Here is a 19,200-nt window from a genome sequence, read left to right as displayed (position 1 = left end):
CGCGACGGCTCCGCCGGCCACCGCCACCGGACAAGCACCTGCCCGCCCGCCGGTGTCCAACCCGCTGACAAGGTCGAGTCCCGTTCGGCGATGGACCGTACGGGGCAAGCCCAGGCTCGTGGGGGTGCCGGCCACCGTTCTGCGCGGGCATGCGCGATCAGGCGGGCGCGCAGTGCTTCGGGCAGGTGGGCGACGTCCTGCCACTGGCGAGGCTCGGCGATTGTTGACCGGAGCGCGAACGCCCCGTGACCTCGGCGGACCGATGTCACGGGGGCGTCCTCGGACCGGCCGTCCGGTCGGCTACCGGCTACCGGCTACCGGCTGAGCGACCTGAGCGCCGCCGCGTCGTAAGGCTTCAGCTCGTCGAAGCGGTTGCCGAGGACCTTCGCCGCCCACTGCGGGTCCTGGAGCAGCGCCCGGCCGACGGCGACCATGTCGAACTCGTCGCGTTCCATGCGGTCCAGGAGGTTGTCGATGTCGCCGAGGGCCGCACCCTCGCCGGCGAAGGCGCGGATGAAGTCGCCGTCGAGGCCGACCGAGCCGACGGTGATGGTCGGCCGGCCGGTGAGCTTCTTGGTCCAGCCCGCCAGGTTCAGGTCCGAGCCCTCGAACTCCGGGATCCAGTAGCGTCGGGTGGAAGCGTGGAACGCATCGACGCCGGCTGCCGCCAGCGGGGTCAGGATCGCCTCCAGTTCCTCCGGAGTCTGCGCGAGCCGTGCGTCGTAGGCCTCCTGCTTCCACTGCGAGTAGCGGAAGATCACCGGGAAGTCGGCCGGAACGCGCTCGCGGACCGCGGCCACGATCTCCGCGGCGAACTTCGTACGGGCCACCGCGTCGCCGCCGTAGGAGTCGGTGCGGCGGTTGGTCCGCTCCCACAGGAACTGGTCGAGCAGGTAGCCGTGGGCGCCGTGCAGTTCGACGCCGTCGAAGCCGATCCGCTCGGCCTCCGCGGCGGCGTCGGCGAACGCGCCGATGACGTCGTCGAGGTCGGCGCGGGTCATCGCGTTGCCGGTCCCCTCGGTGCCGTCGACGCGGATGCCGGAGGGGCCGACGGCGGGGGCGTCGGCATACGGTGCCTCGCCCTGCTTGCGCACCATGCCTATGTGCCACAGCTGAGGCACGATCGTGCCGCCCGCCTCGTGCACGGCAGCGGCGACCTTCGCCCACCCCGCCAGCTGGTCCTCACCGTGGAACCGCGGGACCCGGTCGCTCTGCCCGGCGGAGTCGTGACCGATGTAGGTGCCCTCGGTGACGATCAAGCCCACACCCGCGGCGGCCCGGCTGGCGTAGTACGCCTGCACGTCCTCGCCGGGCACGCCGCCGGGGGAGAACATCCGCGTCATCGGCGCCATCGCGATGCGGTTGGGGACGGTCAGTCCGTTGAGCGTGACGGGCCGGGACAAGATCTCGGCGGCGCGGGAGGCGGTGGACGTGGTGACGGTCATGCGGGTCCTCCGGGTTAAGGCTGTGGCTCGTCGGGGTGACAACGAGAAGTGCATAATACACATGCTATGTATCATGCATATTGCGGTGTCCGGCCGTCGTACGGCGGCTCCCGCAGGCCGAGCCGTGCAGGGGTCCGCCGGTCCCCGGGTTCACAGGTCAGCGATAATGGAGCGCCGGAAGGAGCTGGAGGCGTAGTGCTGGAGAAACTGGAGCGGGAGCTGATGCTGCTCTCGCGGCACCAGGTGCTTGCCCGGCGCGAGCGCGATCCCGAACGCCTGGAGCGGTCGGCGTACCTGCTGCTCAGCCGGATCGACACACAAGGCCCCATGTCCATCGGGGAGTTGGCGGAGGCCTTCGCGCTCGATACCTCGACCGTGAACCGTCAGACGGCCGCGCTGCTGCGCTGCGGGCTGGCCGAGCGCGTCGCGGACCCGGACGGCGGCATGGCCCGCAAGCTGCGCATCACCGCCGAAGGCGGGCGCCGGCTCGCCGGAGACCGTGAGGTCAACCGGTCCTGCCTGGCGCGGGTGGTCGCCGACTGGTCCCCTGAGGAGGTACGGGAGCTGGAGGACGTCCTGGTCCGGCTCAACCGCAGCGCCGAGGCCCTCGAAGGACGGTACTGGCCGCGCACGGAGGAAGACGACACCCGCGCCGCATGCCACCCGCCGGTCCCGTACGAATCCCCGACTCCGGCTCCGCAGGCACCCGCGACTCCCGCCCCGTAGGAACGCCCGCGCATCGGGATTCTGAGCCAGTGAGGTTGGAGCACCGGGACGTTCACGCCGGCGAATGTCGCCCACGTGGCGAGGCCGCTGACCGTGTCAGAGCCCGTCAGCCGTGATGCCAAACCAGCGTGTGCCTTGCGTCCCTTGTTTCATGACCCAGCCATGACGACATTCATCCGACAGTGCCCACTGCACTGGAACGGCGGCCCTGTGAGCCCCCGAGCCGCCGCATGATCCACCGGTGGTGGAGGGCGTTGTGGTCCCTTGGGTGGACGGAATGGAATCGGGCAAGGTCCGATGGCATCGGTGGCGGCCACGGGCTCCTTTGGGGCGAGGGCAGTGTCCTGTGCCGGTGCGTGCGCTCGCCTCGGATCGCTGCACATGGAATCCCTGGTCAGAAAGCCTGCTACCCGCACCCGCGGGGATGAACCCGCCCTGGCCACCGCGAGTGGTGCACGTAGTGCCGGCTTCTCTCCACGACTGGGTGATGGACCCCGCGGCCGGAGTCACCGGCATGCCGGACCGATCTGCTGCCCGAGCCTGCTAGGCGGCGGACCCGTGCCGAGGCCGCCGTGCAGACGTACTGGATCATGGATGTGTGCTTGCACATTCGGGCTCCGGTCCGTGAGTCAGGCGTCCCGGCAGAGATCCCTTCTGCTGGAGAGGCATCTCTTCCGAGGAGTCATTCATGACCGCATCCGTCAGCCGCGCGAGGGCCACTGCGTCCGCCGCCGCCATTGTCAGCGACGAACAGGGCCGGGTGCTCATCGTCAACCCGGTCTACAAGGAGCGGTGGAACCTGCCGGGCGGCCACATCGAGGAAGGGGAGCTCCCCGCCGCCGCTGCGCGCCGAGAGGTCCGTGAGGAAATCGGCCTGGACCTCGAGATCGGGGTTCTCCTCGTGACCGCCTGGGTGACCAGGGCGGAAGGCTCGCACGTCTTCTACGTCTTCGACGGCCCCGAGCTGAGCGCGGAGCAGCAGCAGGCCATCACGCTCCAGGAGTCGGAGATCGGTGAGATCCGTTTCTGTCTCCCCGCAGACATCTCTCCCCACATGATTCCGCCCTTCGCCCTCGCCATATGGCGCAAGGCCCTCACGGCACGTGAGGACAAACGTGCCGTCTACCTCGAACTCGCCCTGTAGGCCTGCGCTCCACGCATGGTTCACGCTGCGCCGCGGCCCCGATTGCCGCGCTGCCGCCTCCGGTGATCTGGGAGTTGCCCGAGCGACCCCGGATGCTTGCGGTGTGCTGTGGGGGGAGTCCCGCGCTCACCCACCCACCCTCCCGTCCACTCGACAGGCGCGAAGACCTCGAAGGGAACGGCAGATGGCTGCGATCGTGCAGATCGACTGCACGTTCCTGAAAGCCTCGCGGAAGCTCAACGCGCTGCACACGGAGCGGGGTGTGTGGCCGGAGCGGGGGATGAGCGTGAGCTGATCACGGATCGCAGGCGTGGTCCTGGCCACCGCCTTCGGCGCCACCGCCCAACGGGCCGCGAAGGAGATCGCTGGCCGCTCTGATGCCGCTCGCGACCCCGTTCCCGGCCTCTGGCTCCATCACGACCACGGGTCCGGTCGTTGCACCCGCGTCGGCCTCGACGATCGTCGACGCGAGTCCCTTCTCCACCAACGGAGCCCTGGTGGTCGCCAACACGCCGGAACCGCTGCGCTCGGACGTCGGTTTCCTGGCCCAGTACTACGGAGCGGAGGCCCGACCACGGCCCGGCACGGGGCCCGGCAGTCCTACCCGGACCCGGCCGCGGCCCCGCGCCGGGGGAAGCGCTTCGACCAGGGTGGTCTTGCCGCCCCGGCGTCAGCGAGGGCGACCGCCGCCAGTTGCGGCCGCTCTCACTGGACTTGCCCGCGGTCATCGACCGCTCCTCAGACTCGTTCCCCGCCCGGCGGCTGCCTGGAGAGGAGGCAGGGCCGCCCCGAACGGGGCTGTCCTACACGGTGGCCGGCAGGACGTGGTCGCCGACCTTGTCCGTACTCAGGCACAGCGAGCAGACGACCGCGTCGTGGGTGACACAGGCGGTGAGGTCGGGGCGCTCGTAGGGCTGGTGGCAGACGTGGCAGTCGAGGGTGGCTGCGCTCGGGTTCCCGTCGGTGTCCAGCAGGGGCTCGCTGATGCCGTCGTCGGTGCGGCGCAAGTAGTAGCGGCCCTTGGTGACCACGGCCATCAGCGGGGTGACGACGAAGGCGATCACGGCTGCGGCCACGGGTGAGTACGGCTGGAGGGTGTCGCCGAGGAGGTGGAAATACATGGCGATCGACAGGCCGGAGGCGGCGACGAAGGCCACGACGCCGACCGGATTGATCGCGTGGAGCATGCCCCGGCGGAACTCCGGCTGGAGGGGGGACAGCTTCAGCACGTACTTGTTGATGCCGATGTCGGTGGCCACGGTGACCACCCAGGCGATCGCGCAGTTCGAGTAGAAGCCCAGGATGCTGCCCAGGAAGCTGAACATGTCGGCCTCCATCAGGGCGAGTGCGAAGGCCAGGTTGACCAGGACGAAGACCATGCGGCCGGGGTAGTGCTTGGTGACGCGGGTGAAGGAGTTCGTCCAGGCCAGTGAGCCGGAGTACGCGTTCGTCACGTTGATCTTGATCTGGCTGATGACCACCAGGACCACGGCCAGCGGGATGACCATCCAGGACGGCAGCATCGCGTCGAAGGCGCTGCGGAACTGCTGGATGGGCTCGGGCGCTGCCGCCGGTCCGACCTCGGCGATGATGTAGACGGCGAGGAAGACACCGATGGCCTGCTTGAGCGCACCGAGCACGACCCACCCGGGGCCGGCCATGACCACGGCGGTCCACCAGCTGCGCTTGTTCGCCTCGGACTTGGGCGGCATGAAGCGCAGGTAGTCGATCTGCTCGCCGATCTGCGCGATCAAGGACAGACACACACCCGCTCCGAGCATGACGGAGGCGGTGTTGACGGCGCCGTCGCCGTTCGTGCCGGGATAGGCCAGGAAGCGGTCGACGGTGCCGGGGTCGTTGGCGATCAGGTAGACCAGCGGACCGGCCATGAGCAGCAGCCAGATCGGGGTGGTCCACACCTGGAGCGTGCTGAGCGCCTTCATGCCGTAGACGACCAGCGGGATCACCATGAGCGTGGAGACGGCGTAGCCCAGCCACAGCGGCAGTCCGAGGCCGAGTTTGAGGCCCTGGGCCATGATCGAACCTTCGAGGGCGAAGAAGATGAAGGTGAAGCTGGCGAAGATGACGCTGGTGACGACCGAGCCGTAGTAGCCGAAGCCGGAGCCGCGGGTGATCAGGTCGAGGTCGATGTTGTAGCGCGCGCCGTAGTAGGCCAGTGGGAATCCGGTGATGAAGATGACGACCGCGGCGACGGCGATGGCCACGAGCGCGTTGCCGGTGCCGTGGGCCAGGCCGATGCCGGCGCCGATGGAGAAGTCGGCCATGTAGGCGATGCCGCCGAGGGCCGTGGTGGCCACGACCATGGGGGTCCAGCGGCGGTAACTGCGGGGTGCGAAACGGAGGGTGTAGTCCTCCAGCGTCTCCTTGACCGCCTGGTCGGCGGCGGTCCTCGTCGTTTCTGTCGTGGTCTGTCGTGACTCGGTGGTGCTCATGCCACGCCTCCCGGTGGGGCTGGGTGCAGGGGTGATGCGATGCGGAGCCCCGTATGGCGCCGTTGGCAGGACGGGGGCGATGGACCGTCATGGGTGGTTTCCGGCAACCCTGTTCACGGCTGTGATCCCACGGTCGGTCACGCTAGAAAGCGGTTGTTACCCCGGGTGTGCGTTGTGGTGAACACCATGTTGCCGCCGGCAGCGTGGCTGCGTACGTACGCCCCACTCGCGCAGGCTGCCCGCAGGGATCCGTAACCAGGTCGACCGGTACGCGCGCTACGGCGACCGGATTGCCCGCACCCCTGACACTCCCCTCGACCAGGAGTCGTCGGTGAACACCACAACGACAAGGTCGGCCGAGCACCGTCACGTGTCCCGTGAGCGGCGAGGCCCCGCACCTTCGCCGAAGGTGCGGGGCCATGGGGGACCTACCGGCGCGGAGCCGGCGGGGTCACCAGGTGCCGGGCAGGGCCTGCCAGCTCTGGAGGCTGTTCTCGAAGCCGCCGTCCGGGCGGCTCTTGAACGTGAAGGCGCTGGAGGCGCCGCTCGCGTAGTTGTACACGATGCCGATGTCCTCCCGGCCGTCACCGTCGGTGTCGCCCGAGACCGGCAGGGCGGCGCTGGTGCCGTACCAGTTCTCCTCCGGCGTGTCCCAGCTGCGGACGTTCTCGCCGACCGTGCCGTCGGCCTTGCCGAGCAGGGTGTCCAGCGAGGAGTGGCCGTCACCGTGGTCGTACATCAGGGCGACGTCGGCGCGCTTGTCGCCGTTGTAGTCGCCAACGGTCATCTTCGTCTTCGCGTACTCCCAGACCCCGGCGGGCTTCGCCCAGTGCTTCACCGGGGCGGCGAAGCCGCCGTTCGGCTGGGCGAGTCCGGTGAACAGGGCCGTGCCGTAGGAGGCATAGCCGTACATGGCCAGGAAGTCGTCCCGTCCGTCGCCGTTCATGTCGCCGACGCGGAAGGTGGCGTAGTCGATCCACCACTTGCCGGCGCCTGTGCGCCAGCTCGCGACGGAGGCGTTGAAGGTGTTGTCGCCCTTGGACGTCCACGTGTGGGCGCCCATGTCACCGTTGCCGTAATCCTGGATCAGGGCAAAGTCGGCCCGCTTGTCGCCGTTGAAGTCACCGGCCAGGGGCTGGGACTTGGCCCAGGTGTACACGCCCTTGGCGACGGTGATGCTCTTCACCGGGGTGAAGGTGCCCGTGGCGTTGGAGACGAAGTTCCACAGCGCGGTGCTGCCGTCCTCGTACCCGTACCAGGCGCCGATGTCGGCCCGGCCGTCGCCGTTGAAGTCGCCCGCGACCCACTTGGCCTGGTCGGCGGAGAAGCTGCCCTTGGCGCTGGTCCAGCGGACCGTCGGCTCCGAGAAGCCGCCGCTGGGCAGGGCGTCGAAGACCCACAGCGCGGTGGTGCCGTCGCCGTAGTCGTACGCGGTGGCCAGGTCGCTGCGGCCGTCGCCGTTGAAGTCGCCCGACAAGTCGGTCCGCAGGTGCGCGGTCCGGTCGGCGGGCTGGTGCTCGACGGTAGTGCCGGTGGTGCGGTTGTGGCGGATGTAGCCCTTTTCGAAGTCCTCCCGAGGGCCGCCCGCGACGTCGTACTCGTCGGAGGTGGGGTAGCCGAGGGTGCTCTTCTCGCCGCCCAGCGCGATCCACTTCTTGCGGATCGAACCGAACACCGACCAGGCGCCGTTGGCCTTGCTCCAGTAGACAGAGCCGGTGTCGGCGGAGTCGGAGCGCTTGCGGAAGTGGTTGAAGCGGGCCACGCTGCCGTCGCCCACGTTCGTCTCGTCCGTGGTCGGGTAGCCGAGGTAACTGGCCGGGCCGCCGAGCGAGGCGTACTTGTTGAAGATCGATCCGTGGACGGACCAGGCGCCGGTCTCGGCGGACCAGTAGATGCCGCCCTTGCCGCCCGTGGTGGAGGAGAAGGTGGAGTTGTAGCCCGCGCCGTCGAAGTTCTTGGCCTCGTCGGAGGTGGGGTAGCCCATGATGGACTTCTCGGCGCCCATGCTGAGCCACTTGGCCCGGATGGCGCCCCACACGACCCAGGCACCACTGCTGGGGTGCCAGTAGATGGAGCCGTTGTCGCTGGTCGCGCCCGCACCGCGGAGGTTCACGTACCGGCCCACGCCGTCGCCGGGGACGAGGACGTCGGTCGTCGGGTAGCCGAGCGACGTGCCGCCCTTGGCCAGGAACTTGGACAGGATCGGACCGCACAGCGTGTGCGTGCCGGTGGCCGTCGAGGTGAAGGCCTGGCACTCGGACCACGAGGTGCCGCCGAGGACCAGCGGACGGCCCGCCGCGAAGGCGGAGCCGGCGGACGCGGCCCGGCCCGGGAACTCGGTGATCCGGCCGTCGCCGCCGCGGGACCACAGGTCCGCGAAGCCGTCGGTCTCGAAGTCGCCGTTGCTGGACAGGTGCGGGTACGCGGCGCCGGTGAATCCGGTGGCGATCGCGCTCTCGCGGGCGGAGGGCTCACCGAAGACCGCGAGGTCGGCGGTGGTGGTCGCGCCGGGCTCCGTGGTGCGGCGGCTGGTGTACTGGTGGATCTTGCCGCTGACGGTGTCGCGGGCCCAGACCTCGGGCAGCTGGTCGCCGTTGAGGTCGCCGGGCGCCATGATCGTCATGTTCTTCCAGTCGGCGTTGCCGAGCCCGACGGGCTCGCCGAACGCGTCCAGGAAGCCGACCGTGGAACCGAGGTACAGCCACAGCTGGTCGCCGGACTTGACCAGCAGGTCGGGCTGGTCGTTGTCGTCGGTGCGGCCGTCGCCGTTGTCGTCGTTGACGCTGCCGATGGAGACGACCTGGTCGGCATTGGCCCAGTGGTCGTCCGCGTCGGGGTTGCCGGCCTGGAGTTCCTGGCGGTTGGCGTCCGCGGTTTCCAGATCGCCGTCGCCCTTGTTCGGGTAGACGTACAGGTTCTTGCGCGAACCGTCGGGACCGGGCCGCAGGACGACGAGGTCCTCGTAGTAGTCCTCGTTCCAGCTGCCGCGGTGCGCCAGCGAGGTGGCGTCTGCGAAGGAACCCTGGTCGAGCTGGCGGGACAGGTCGAAGGTGCCGTCGCCCTTGCCCGGGTGCAGCCACAGGGTGCCGGCGCCCGGGTCGACGCTCCAGATGTCGACCGTGCCGTCGCCGTTGAGGTCGCCGTGCTTGTCACGGGTGGCCAGGCGCTTGGCGTAGAAGAGGTATTCCTTCAGGTTCGACCGGTTGCCGGAAGCGTCCAGGCTGCGGACGAAGAGCCGCTGCGGACCGGCAGTGGTCGGCGTGTACTTGACGTCGACCGAGCCGCCCTGGGTGGTCGGAGCCACCTTGTTGACCTTGGGGTTGGAGTCGGTCCACCACTCGAAGGCGGTGACGTCCTTCACGCCGTTGGCGCCCAGGGTGAAGACGCCCTCGGTGCGGGCCAATCCCGTCTTCTCGGGGTCGTCCTCGTTCTCGGGGAACTGGACGGACTTCACGGACGGGGTCTTGTCCGGCCGGGTGCGGTCGATCGTGAAGGTGCACTGGCCCGCCCAGGGGCCGGGAGGACCGACCTTGTCCAGCGCCCGGACGTCCCAGCGGTAGGTGCCGTCGAGTCCGGTCGCGGGGATGGGCAGCTGGGCCACATTGCCGTTGGTGATCTTCTTTTCGACCTTGGTGGGGGTCGAGGTGCCGTCCTTCCAGTAGTGGAACTCGGCCCAGAGATTGATGTCCTCCTTGTCCTTGTCCTTCACGCGGGCCCGCAGGACGACCTGGTCGGTCGTCCCGATGATGCCGCCGGTGCAGGGGACGGAGGGGTCGGTGGACCGCTCGGTCACCTTCTCCGGGGTGGTGTTGAAGGTGACCGAGATCCGGGCGCTGTTCGGGTCGAGCTTGCGCCAGGAGACGTCGACGGTGTCCTTGGCCGCCTTCAGACCGAACGTCCAGTTGCCCCAGTGCTTCTGGGCGGCCATCGCTACGGCCGACTTCACGTTCAGCTCGATCAGGTCGCCGTCACCGGGGCAGTTGCGCCCGCCGTAGGACTGGCCGGTCGCGTCGACCATCCGGACCCAGTTCGGCTGGTTGTTCCAGGTGGTGGACTTGGAGATGGTGCCGGTGTCCCAGACCTGGATGTCACCGGACTTGCAGCTCCAGGAGCCGGCCGACTTCTGCTTGATGCGCAGGGTCGACTCGATGATCTGCTTGTCCCAGTAGTCGGTCATGCCGACCTGGAAGAAGGTCTTGGCGCAGATCACCGCGTTGCCGTTGGCGGCGTCCTTCGCGCAGCCGACGCGGGCGTCCTTGCTGAGCGTGCCGCCGTTCCAGTAGTTGGTGCTCGGCGAGGAGGGGAACGCGTTGTGCTTGTACGCGATCGTCCAGGCCTGCTTCCAGGCGTCCCAGGTCGGGTCGATGACGACCGGGTACGTGGTGTCCGGGGCCCGCAGCAGGCTCTGGTCCGGGGTCAGCGTCAGCGTGGACCCGGAGAGCCGGATGCCGAGGTCGGCCTGCTTGGCGCCGGTGGTGACGCCCTCGACCGGGGCGGCGGGTGCCGCGGGGGCCGCGGCTGCGGGCGCCGGAGGGGCGGCCTGCGGGGCTGCCGCGGGTGCGGCGGCGGCCGAGCGCGGCGCCTTGGCGGCGGGGGTCGCCGGGGCGGCGGCCTCGGGGGTCTGGGTCTGGGTCTGGGGCTGGGCCTGGGCCTGGGTCTGGGGCTCGGCGGTCTTCTGCCCGCCCGCGTCCCACATCTGCGGCTTCGCCGAGCCGAATACGGTCTGGCCGTTCGGGTCCAGCGCGCGCAGTTGGCCGTCGGTCTCGGCCCGTACGGTCAGCCCCTTGGCCTTGAGGCCGAAGTCGAGCTGCGCGAGGGCCGGGTTGGACGCCGCCTCGCGGGACTTGACGATCAGGGCGTGGGAGAAGCTGTCGACGGTCGCGCTGACGCGCAGGTCGACTCCGGGGAGGACCTCGGGGTAGACGGCGCTGTCGCCCTCCAGCTTGGGCTCGGGAAGCGGCTTGGGCCAGGACAGGGAAACATCACGGCCGTTCTCCGACATCACCGCCAGCGGAGCCTCTCCGCCGCCGGAGAAGGTCAGGCCCATTGCCGTTGCTTTAGGTGCGATGCGTCCGTCGCGGCCGCGCTCCAGCGTGGTGTCGACCGGGATCAGCTTTCCGCCCTTGCGGACCCGGACGGGCACCAGAGCGCGATTGGCCGTCTTGGTCCCGTCGGGGTTGGCCCAGACCTCGTCGGTCTCGGTGCGCCCGCTCACGATCTCGACCGGCTTGCCGGTCCGCTTTGCCTCAGCGGCCGCCCTTTCGGCGTCGGTCCGGGCGGCGGGAGCCTCATGTCCGGCGGCCGCTTCGCGGACACCGGCCGCCAGGGCGGCGGGAGCCGTGGCCAGCAGGCCGGCAGTCAGGGCCACGGTGGTGACCAGCGCCGATGCCCGCAGGCGTGGCTGGCCGATGGCGCGGAGCCGCGCCAGGGGTGGTCTCACGGGTGTTCCTTGAAGTCGTCCCGCGCGCCCTGGGAACCGGTTCCCGCGCGCGGATGGCTCGAATAAGACCGGGTGAGCTTCTCACGTGGGATGCGCCGAGAATAAAGCGGAAGTGGAAATTCCGATTCCATAGGCTTCCTGTCCGCCTTTGCCCGTTCTTGGTGCACTCAAAGGACTCCGGGAGACCCGTGGTAACAGCAGCCATAAAGTGTGACGCACTCCTCGCTGTTACTTTTTGGGTCCTTGTCGAAACAGCGTGTAGATTGCTTCCACGCGTGACCTTTCACGGAATCCACTTTGCCAAATCATAATTCGTACGGTAAGGGCAGACGGCGCAGACGCTCGCTCGGCTGGTCGATACCAGCCCTTGCCGTCAGCCTGCTCGTCACAGGACTCAGCGCACCGCCCGCGACGGCCGCTGCCGCGGCCAAGCCGGAGCTGCAGAAACTGACCAAGGTCGGGGGCAGGCCGGTCACCGGCAAACCCGCCCCCGGCCCTGCGGAATCCCAGCGGAACAAGTGGACCGGCGCCCCCAAGGTCGCCTGGCCCGCAGCAGGCTCCGCCGAGGTCCAGGTCCCCGCGGCCTCCGCCCCCACCGCCTCCCGCGCCGGGATGCTCGCCGCGCCCGCGGCGGGCGGCCCCGAAGCTCCGGCCGCACCCAAGGTGCAGGCCGGGGCGCTGCCGGTACGGCTCGCCGCCGGAGGGACGGCGCAGCCGCAGACCACCAGCGCGCCCGAGGGCCCGCGGGCCTTCGCCGCCCCCGCGCCCGGTGCCCCGGCCCAGGACGACGTCAAGGTCCGGGTCGACCTGCACGACCGCGCCCAGGCCGACCGGGCCGGCGTACCGAACGGCCTGCTCCTCACCGTGCAGCGGACCGATGCCCGCACCGGGGACGCCCCGGTGTCGGTGGAGCTCGACTACAACGCCTTCAAGAACGCCTACGGCGGCAGCTGGGGTTCGCGCCTGCGCTTCACGGCCCTGCCCGGCTGCGCGCTGACCACCCCGGAGCGGCCGGAGTGCCGAAACGGCACTCCCGTCACCACGCGGAACGACGCGCAGACGGGCACGCTCACGGCGACCGTCGAGGCCCCTGCCCGCGCGGCCTCGGCCCCGGCCCCGGCCGTCGGGTCCTTCGCCAAGTCGGCGTCCCCGTCGGTCGCCCGGCCGATGATGCTGGCCTCGGCCGCCGGCGCCGCACCGATGGTGCTCGCCGCCGCGCCGAGCGCCGACGGCGCGAACGGCACTTTCAAGGCCACCTCGCTCAGCGCGACGGGCACCTGGCAGGCCGGCGGCTCCGCCGGTGACTTCTCCTGGTCGTACCCGCTGGAGATCCCCGCCTCCCTCGGCGGCCCCAGCCCGTCGCTGGCGCTCGGCTACTCCAGTGCGCAGATCGACGGCCGCACCTCCGCGTCCTCGCAGCAGACCTCCTGGGTCGGCGACGGATGGGACCTGGGCTCGAACTTCATCGAGCGCTCGTTCCTGCCGTGCAGCCAGGACAAGAAGGAGGGTTCTGGCTTCAACAACCCGAAGGACGACACCGGCGACCTCTGCCACGCCGTCTCGGCCGTCACCATGTCCCTCAACGGCGGCTCCACGCAGCTCGTACGGGACGACAAGACGGGCGTCTGGCGTCCGGCCCAGGACGACGGCTCGCGCGTCGAGCTCCTGACCGGCGCCGACAACGGCGACAAGAAGGGCGAGCACTGGCGCGTCACCACCGCCCAGGGCATCCAGTTCCACTTCGGCCTGAACAAGGTCCCGGGCTGGACCCCGGGCAAGCCGGTCACCAACTCGGCCCTGCTCGTCCCCGTCTACGGCAACCACCCCGGCGAGGACTGCTTCAAATCCGGTGACTTCGCGGGCTCCGTCTGCGACCAGGCCTACCGCTGGAACCTGGACTACGTCGTCGACCCCCGCGGCAACGCGATGACCTACTGGTACAACAAGGAGGTCAACCACTACGGGTCGAACTACAAGATCGCCGGTGGTTCCACCAACCGCGCCTACGACCGCGCCGGCTGGCTCGACCACGTCTCCTACGGCCTGCGCAAGGACAACCTCTTCGCCCCGGCGCCCGCCCAGGTCGACTTCACCGTCGCCGAGCGCTGCCTGAAGACGAAGGACTTCGACTGCGCCGAGGGCAAGCTCAAGCCCGAGGTCGACTGGAACATCGCCAAGATGTGGCCGGACACCCCCGGCGACCAGCTCTGCGGGGCGGGCGAGGAGTGCAAGGCCCGCTTCACGCCGACCTTCTTCTCCCGCAAGCGCCTCACCGAGATCACCACCAAGGTCTGGAACGGCACCGCCCACCAGCCGGTGGACACCTGGAAGCTGACCCAGGACTTCCCGCAGACCGGTGACGGCACCGACTACCCGCTGTGGCTCTCCGCCATCCAGCACACGGGCCGCAACGGCCAGGAGATCACCCTCCCGGCGGTCAACTTCCGCGGCAAGCAGCTCCCGAACCGCGTGGACGGCATGGGCGACGGCAAGCCGCCCTACCTGCGCTACCGCATCATGGCGATCGACACCGAGACCGGGTCGACCGTCAACGTGACCTACCGCGACCCGGAGTGCCGGGCCTCGGACCCCAAGGTCCTGCCCGCCTCCCACGAGTCGAACACCCTGCGCTGCTACCCGGTGATCAACGAGATACCGGACCCGAACGACCCCAAGCGCGAGAAAAAGCTCTACACCACCGACTGGTTCCACAAGCACGTCGTCGACACGGTCTCCGAAGAGGACCGCAACGGCAACTCGCCGACGCGCGTCACCCAGTACCAGTACCTGGGCGCGCCCGCGTGGGCGTACGACGACGAGACCGAGGCGATGCGGGCGAACACCCGCACGTGGTCGCAGTGGCGCGGCTACGAGCGCGTCCGCACCCTGATCGGCGAGGCCCCCGACAAGCGGGCCATGACGGAGAGCCTGTTCTTCCGCGGCCTCGACGGCGATCGCGCCGCCCCCTCGGGCGGCAAGAAGTCGGTCAAGGTCAAGGACTCCGAGGGCAACGAGGTCGCCGACCACCGCCTCTTCGCGGGCCAGACCCGCGAGGTGCTCGCGTACGACGGCGAGGGCGGCCGGCTGGAAGCGGCGACCACGTACATGCCGTGGCTGCACGGACCCACCGCCTCCCGGGCCCGCGAGGGCATCGAGCCGATGGAGGCCTACGTCCGGGGCACGGCCAAGGTGGCCTCCCGCATCCTCCTGTCGGACGACCGCGGCTGGCGCCGTACCGCGCAGGACACGGTCTTCGACGACCGCGGTCTGCCGAAGACCGTCTCGGATCTCGGCGACGTCGCCGACCCGAAGGACGACAGCTGCACCCGCTTCGAGTACGAGTCGGACGAATCCCTGTGGATCATCGGCCGCCAGAAGCGAATCGAGTCCCTCGGCAAGGCCTGTGACGCCACCGACGTGAAGCGCCCCGAGGACGTCATGTCCGACGCGCGCGTCTACTACGACGCCGTCGGCAACGTCACCCGCACCGAGTCCCTGTCCGGGTACGCGGGCGGTCAGCCGGTCTACGTGACGGACGGATCGGTCACCTTCGACGCCTACGGCCGTCCGAAGACGACCACCGACGCGTTCGGCAAGGTCACGAAGGTCGACTACACGCCGGCCGCCGACCAGATCGTCACCAAGACGGTCAGCACCAACCCGCTGGGCCACACCCAGACCTTGGAGACCGACCGCGGACGCGGCTCCATCCTGGCCAAGGCGGACACCAACGGCCGCCGCACCGTGATGCAGTACGACGGCCTCGGCCGCGTGAGCAAGGCCTGGTCCCCGGACCGCAACCCCGACACCAAGTCCCCGGACGCGGAGTTCGGCTACGACGTCCGCACCGACGGGCCGGTGGTCATCTCGACCAAGAGCCTGCTCGACGACGGTACGTACCGCAGCAGCTACGAGATCTTCGACAGCAGCCTGCGCATCCGCCAGACCCAGATGGAGGCCCTCGGAGGCGGTCGGATCATCGCCGACACCTTCTACAACAGCCTCGGCCAGGTCTGGAAGTCCAACGGCGCCTACTACACCGCCGGTGCTCCGTCCGGCGCCCAGTGGGAGCCCAAGGACAACCAGGTGCCGGCCTCGACCCTGACCCAGTACGACGGGTCGGGCCGCTCGGTCGCGCAGATCTCCCGGAAGTTCGGCGAGGAGACCTCCCGCACGACCAGCCGCTACGGCGGCGACTCGATCACGGTCGACCCGCCGAAGGGCGAGACCCCGACCCAGGCCTTCCTCGACGGCCAGGGCCGCAAGACCGAGCTGCGCTTCTTCCGCTCGGACTCGCCGACCGGCCCGTACGACACGACCCGGTACGCCTATGACCGCCGGGGCCAGCTCCAGAGCGTCGTCAACGAGGCCGGGGACACCTGGTCCTTCGAGTACGACATCCGCGGCCGCGAGACCCGCGTCTCCGACCCCGAGAAGGGCGTCGCGACCAAGGCGTACGGCAAGGGCGACCGCCTGGAGTCGATCACCGACGCCCGGGGCAAGACGATCGCCTTCGCCTATGACGCCCTGGGCCGCACCACGGCCACGCACGAGGGCTCGCTCAGCGGTCCCAAGCTCACGGAGATGGTCTACGACACCCTCCCCGGTGCCCTCGGACTCGCCGTGTCCTCGACCCGGTACGTCAACGGCAGCGCGTACACCACGTCGGTCACCGGATACGACACCGAGTACCGGCCCACCGGTACGTCGGTGACGATCCCGCAGTCCGAGGGCGGCCTGGCGGGCACGTACGAATCCTCGGTCGGCTACCGGCCCAACACCGGCCTGACGGCGTGGTCGCAGCTGCCCGCGGCCGGCGGACTGCCCGCCGAGCGCGTCACGATGACGTACAACCGCTACGAACTGCCCACCACCATGGGCGTCGCGGGCAAGTCGTTCGTCTCCAAGATCGACTACTCGCCCATGGGCGACGTCCTGCGCACGCAGGCGGGCCCGGCCGGCTCGCAGCTGTACACCAGCAACTTCTTCGACGAGCAGACCCGGCGGCTGACCCGCTCGGTCAACGACCGGGAGAAGGCGCCGGGCCGGATCAACGACACGTCGTACGAGTACGACACGGTCGGCAACATCCTGAAGATCGCCGACAAGGAGGGCCCGGAGGCCTCCGCGACCACCGACACGCAGTGCTTCGCCTACGACTACATGCGCCGCATGTCGGACGCCTGGACGGCGACCGACGACTGCGCTGCCCAGCCTGGCGCGGCGGGCCCGGGCTCCACCCCCAAGGTGGGCGGACCCAACCCGTACTGGTCGTCCTACGGCTTCGACGCGGCCGGCAACCGGACGAAGGAGACCCGGCACTCTCCCACCGGTGACCTGACCAAGGACGTCATCCGCACCTACGGTCACGGCACCCCGGGCACGTACGGGGCCAACCGCCTCGCGAAGGTCGACACCGCCGGTCCCGGTGGCTCGCGGACCGAGTCCTACACCTACGACGAGATCGGCAACACCCGCTCGCGGACCGTCCAGGGCAACACCCAGAACCTGGAATGGGACATCGAGGGGCACCTAGCGAAGGTCACCGAGGGCTCGCAGACGACCGAGTTCGTCTACGACACCGCGGGCAGCAGGCTCATCAAGCGGGATCCGTCGGGCACCACGCTCTACCTGCCCGGCACCGAGGTGAAGCTGACCAAGGCCGGCAAGTTCGAGAGCAACCGGTACTACGCCCACCCCGCCGGCCCGACGATGGTCAAGACCGTCAAGGACGGCGTGACGTCGACCTCGTACCTGCTCAGCGACAACAACGGCACGGCCACCACGGCCGTGGACGCCGCCACGCAGGCGGTCACCCGCCGCAAGTTCACCCCCTTCGGCGAGGCACGCGGCGAGGTCCCGTCGGTCTGGCCCGGCAAGAAGGGCTTCATCGGCGGGGAGCTGGACGAGTCCACGGGCCTGGTCCACGTGGGTGCGCGCGAGTACGACCCGGCAACCGGACGGTTCTTGTCGGTCGACCCCGTGGTCGACTTCAACGAGCCCAAGCAGATGGCGCCCTACGCCTACGCGAACAACTCGCCGGTGACCTTCCCCGACCCGACCGGCAAGTCCATCGCCCCGCCGGTCATGCCCATCAAGGACTTCTCGGACGCCGAAGCGGCCTGGGCGAACTGGGCCAACGGCCGCAGCGCGCTCGACGTGGCCCTCGACGTCGCGGTGAGCATCCTGAAGGACGTGTCCGGATACAACGACATCCGGTCCTGCCTGGGCGGCGACTGGGGTGCCTGTGCGGGCCTCGCCTTCGAGGCGGCGCTGCCCTTCGCGGGCAAGGCCAAGCGGATAATCAAGGCGCTGGACCGGGCCTGGGACGCTTTCAACAGCTGGATGGGGAAGCTGAGGCTCGCGCGGGACATCATCTCCCGGGTCCAGCGTTACGAACAGGCCATGGCGAAGTACGCCGAGGACCTGGCCGAGTGGAAGAGGCAGATCGAGGAAGCGGCCGAACGGGCCCGAAAACTGGAGGAGGAAGCGGCCGCGGCGAGAAGAGCCGCGCAAGAGGCCGCGGCCGCAGCGGCAAAGAAGGCCGACGAGGCCGCGGCGACCGCGGCGCGGCAGGCCAAGGATGCCGCGGCCAAGGCCAAGAAGGCCGACAGGGGCGGCAAGGCCAAGAAGGCCGAGGAGCCCAAGAAGGCCGACAACAAGGAGAAGGCGAAGGGCGACGGCGGCGGTCACGGCGGAGCCGCCAAGAAGGCCGAGCAGGGCGAGACCTGCAACAGCTTCGTGCCCGGCACCCAGGTGCTGCTGGCCGACGGCTCGACCAAGGCGATCGAGGACGTCCAGATCGGCGACGAGGTCGTCTCCACGGACGCCCGGACCGGCACCACCACGGCTGAGCCGGTCGTCGCCAAGATCGTGGGCGAGGGCCGGAAGAACCTGGTGGAAGTCACCATCGACACCGATGGCGACCGGGGCGACGCGTCGGAGACCATCACGGCGACCGACGGCCACCCGTTCTGGGTCCCGACCCTGAAGGAGTGGATCACTGCCGCCGAGCTGAAGGCCGGCTCCTGGCTCCAGACCTCCTCGGGCACCTGGGTCCAGGTCACCCAGGTGAAGTCCTGGACCCAGCAGAAGCGGGTCCACAACCTCACCGTGGCCAGCCACCACACGTACTACGTGGTGGCGGGTCAGACCCCGGTCTTCGTCCACAACTGCGGCATCTCGATGGAGGAGGCCATCGACCGCGCCATCGCGCACGTCAGCGGCAACGGTCCGGTGCGGATCGTGCGGTCCGGCAGCGGTGGTGTGCAGTTCATGGCCGAACACACCGACGAGGGCGGCAACCTCGTCAAGAAGATCGCCCGCTTCGACGTGAACCCGGAGAGCGGGCACGTCCAGAAGCTCAAGCCGCACCTCAACCTGGAAACCCAGATCAACGGTGACACGATCAAGAAGGGTCCGCTCGCGGACCCGCACACACAGATCGATCCGGCTACGATCCGGCCGGGTGACTGGTGGCCGAAGGGAACATAGGGGAGATCATGCTGTACGTCCTGGTGAGTGACGCGACCGGGGAGCTGGAGCTCTCGGGATCCCGCGCCGAGCTGTACGCCTTCGGGCGGCAGCTGCGCGCGGGTCTCGGCGGGACGGCCCTCTCCCACGTGGCCGACCCGGCCCCCTACAGCCGGTCGCTATCGCGCGTCGCCTTCGGGCAGACGGAGGCCGAAGCGGTGATTTCCGTCCTCGCGGACGGAGAGACCCTTGAAGTGCGGGGCGGGCCGGAAGCCCTGGCCTACCTCGCCGCCAACATCGAGGGCTTCGCCGAGGAGGCGGACCCGTCCGACCATCTCCACCTGGAGTATCCGGGACACGCCTACCTGTCGGAGGAATCGGACCCCCTGGTCCTCGCCTTCGACGGGGAGTCCACCCCGTCCTGACCGACGGAACACGCAGGGCCCTGCCGCGGCTTCACCGCCGCGGCAGGGCCTTTCCGTTGTCCGGGCGGCCGCGACCCCACCGGCCCGGCGTCCC

At 69.6% G+C, this 19,200-nt stretch carries 7 protein-coding genes; 4 read left to right on the top strand and 3 right to left on the bottom strand.

What is annotated here, in order from left to right:
- Positions 1–314 precede the first annotated feature (314 nt).
- Positions 315–1,445, bottom strand: a complete 1,131-nt coding sequence (locus ACIQU4_RS18585; protein ID WP_403731474.1) for an NADH:flavin oxidoreductase — start codon at positions 1,443–1,445, stop codon at positions 315–317.
- 222 nt (positions 1,446–1,667) lie between these two features.
- Between ACIQU4_RS18585 and ACIQU4_RS18580 the strand changes: the two genes are divergently transcribed.
- Complete coding sequence (locus tag ACIQU4_RS18580; RefSeq protein ID WP_403732107.1) at positions 1,668–2,171, top strand: MarR family winged helix-turn-helix transcriptional regulator; 504 nt, start codon at positions 1,668–1,670, stop codon at positions 2,169–2,171.
- A 688-nt stretch (positions 2,172–2,859) separates the two neighbouring features.
- Complete coding sequence (locus ACIQU4_RS18575; RefSeq protein WP_403731471.1) at positions 2,860–3,315, top strand: NUDIX domain-containing protein; 456 nt, start codon at positions 2,860–2,862, stop codon at positions 3,313–3,315.
- Between the two features lie 803 nt (positions 3,316–4,118).
- Here ACIQU4_RS18575 and ACIQU4_RS18570 read toward each other — a convergent pair.
- On the bottom strand, positions 4,119–5,768 hold the full coding sequence (locus ACIQU4_RS18570; protein WP_403731468.1) for an allantoin permease: 1,650 nt from the start codon (positions 5,766–5,768) through the stop codon (positions 4,119–4,121).
- A 451-nt stretch (positions 5,769–6,219) separates the two neighbouring features.
- On the bottom strand, positions 6,220–11,208 hold the full coding sequence (locus tag ACIQU4_RS18565) for an FG-GAP-like repeat-containing protein (protein WP_403731465.1): 4,989 nt from the start codon (positions 11,206–11,208) through the stop codon (positions 6,220–6,222).
- Between the two features lie 297 nt (positions 11,209–11,505).
- On the opposite strand from ACIQU4_RS18565, the gene ACIQU4_RS18560 reads away from it, so the two are divergent.
- Together ACIQU4_RS18560 and ACIQU4_RS18555 are read left to right on the top strand one after the other, a co-directional pair.
- Positions 11,506–18,702, top strand: coding sequence for a polymorphic toxin-type HINT domain-containing protein (locus ACIQU4_RS18560; protein WP_403731462.1), 7,197 nt, complete (start codon positions 11,506–11,508; stop codon positions 18,700–18,702).
- Positions 18,684–19,106: a hypothetical protein gene (locus ACIQU4_RS18555; RefSeq protein WP_403731459.1), complete on the top strand. Its 423-nt coding sequence runs from the start codon at positions 18,684–18,686 to the stop codon at positions 19,104–19,106. Before ACIQU4_RS18560 ends, ACIQU4_RS18555 begins: the two co-directional genes overlap by 19 nt.
- Positions 19,107–19,200: the final 94 nt, after the last annotated feature.

It is taken from the genome of Streptomyces sp. NPDC090741, assembly GCF_044769045.1.
GTDB lineage: Bacteria > Actinomycetota > Actinomycetes > Streptomycetales > Streptomycetaceae > Streptomyces.
Note: the sequence above shows the minus strand (reverse complement) of the source record. Positions and strands in the feature narration are given on the sequence as shown.